Annotated in this window: 1 protein-coding gene and 1 pseudogene; both read right to left on the reverse strand. The window is 66.7% G+C overall.

Annotated elements, in window-relative coordinates:
• Positions 1-189, reverse strand: a pseudogene (locus VJS90_RS05235) (HlyD family secretion protein); the annotation flags it as partial.
• Positions 186-1,835 carry an MFS transporter gene (locus VJS90_RS05240; protein ID WP_324119723.1) on the reverse strand — a complete coding sequence of 550 codons (1,650 nt, stop codon included), beginning with the start codon at positions 1,833-1,835 and terminating at the stop codon, positions 186-188. The pseudogene VJS90_RS05235 and the gene VJS90_RS05240, both read right to left, overlap by 4 nt.
• Positions 1,836-2,005 lie beyond the last annotated feature (170 nt).

Consider the following 2,005-nt stretch of genomic DNA (forward strand, 5'->3'; position numbering starts at 1 on the left):
GAACGGCGGCAGCTGCCACGCGTACAGCACCACCAGCACGCCGGTCAGGGCGATGCCGGCAAACACCAGCGAAGACAGCACGCGCCTGCGCAGCGGCCGCGAGTCAGCGGCGGCGGGGGAAGCGGGCGGCTCCTGCCCTTCGGGTGTCTCGGCGATGGCGTTGGTGGTCGTGGTAGTGGGTTCGGTCATTGGGCTTGGGCGCCACGGTCAGGGTCGGTGGAGGCGGTCGTGCGGGCGTTGTACCAGAGCCAGGATCCGCGAATGGCAATCCAGACCATGGTCAGTACGGCAATGCAGCCTATCAAGGTGAAGACATCGTTGTAGGCCAGTATGTTCGCTTCGCGCGTGGCGGCGTTGCCGAGCACGCGGATACCGACATCGTTGCGCAGCGCAGGGTCGGCGATGATCCGCGAGTAGGCCGCGCCGCCGCTTTGCACCCTGCCCAGCACCAGCGGGTCGAGCAGGGTCAGTTGCTCGACGATATGGCTGGAGTGGAATTTCTCCCGCACGGTCTGGTAGGTGCCCAGCAGCGCCGCGCCGACCAGGCCGCCGAGGTTGTTGCAAATGCCGAACAGCACCGAGAAGCTCACCAGGTTGCGCGGATTGGCGCGCACATGGCCGATCCCGAGCACCATGGTCGGTCCCAGGAAGAACGTACCGCCAAAGGCCAGCAGGAACTGGCTCAGGTACATCTGCGCGGGCCGGGTGAGGTTGCTCGAGGTGTTGTCCATGAACGAGCCGGTGGCCATCAGCGCCAAGGAGATGAACAGCGGCAGGATCAGGTGCTGCGGATTGATGGTCAGCGCGCTGACCACAAGCCCCGCCAGCGCGCCGGCCAGCATCACCAGGTACAGGCTGCGCATCTGCTCGCTGCTCATGTTCAGCGCCTGCAGGAAACCGACGGCGCCGGTGGACTGCTCGGAGGTGACCATGCGGATCAGGATCACGCACAAGGCCAGGCGAATGGCGATGCCGCTGCCCAGCCAGCGGGTCATCAGCAGCGGGTTGCGGCGATTGTGCTCGATGGCCAGGCCCGCCATGATCAGGGCGATCGAGCCGGCCAGGGCGACACCGATCCAGGACGCCTCCAGCCACCATTCGATGCGTCCCAGCGACAGCACGGCGCACAGCAGGGCCACGCCGCTGGCGAGGATCGCGAAGGTCAGGAAGTCCAGCGGCTCGAAGGTCTTGAAGCGGTCGCCCGGGGGCAACTTGAGCAGCAGCACGCAACCCAGCGCCGCCAGCGCAAGGCCCAGCTCGAACAGGTACAGGCCGCGCCATTCGGCGATCTGCAGCAGGTCTTCGGAGAAAATCCGTGCCAGCGGCAGCGCCAGTTGCGAGGCGCCCAGGCCCAGCACCATCGCCTTGAGCCGCCACTTGGCCGGGAAGGCCTGGATCATGTAGTAGAGCCCCAGCGAGCTCAGCGCGGCGCCCACCATGCCGTGGGCGGCGCGCACGGCGACGGCCGAGTTGAGGTCGTTGACGAACAGGTGCGCGCAGGTCACCACGACGTACAGCACCAGGAAAATCTCGGTGAACGCACGCAGGCCGAACTCCTGGCGAAACTTCACCAGCAGCAGGTTCATCGACACGTTGGTCATCACATAGGCGGCCGGCAGCCAGGCCATCTCGGCGGCCGTGGCGCCCAGTGCTCCTTGCAGAAACTGCAGGTTGGCGATGACCAGCGCGTTGCCCAGGCCCCCGGTGATCGCCACCAGCAGGCCGACAATGCCGTAGGCCAGGCGCTTTGGCGTAGGGTGCAGGGGCGTCGAGGGCGAGCCGGGTATCGCCGGTTTTTCGTGGGGAAGCCAGTCGCGGGGGGCGTACTTGTCCATGCGGGGGAGCCGATCATTGTAGTGCTGGAACTATACAGATCACGGCAACGGGCGAGGGTTCGGTGTCCGCGCCAGCGCGGGCGTGTTCGCTGGCAAGCCGGGGCGCCGCTGTTTGAGTTTTACGGCCCCTGCGGGCCCGATCGCAGGACAAGCCAGCTCCCACAGGGCCC

It is taken from the genome of Pseudomonas sp., assembly GCF_035277045.1.
In the GTDB taxonomy this organism is placed as follows: domain Bacteria; phylum Pseudomonadota; class Gammaproteobacteria; order Pseudomonadales; family Pseudomonadaceae; genus Aquipseudomonas.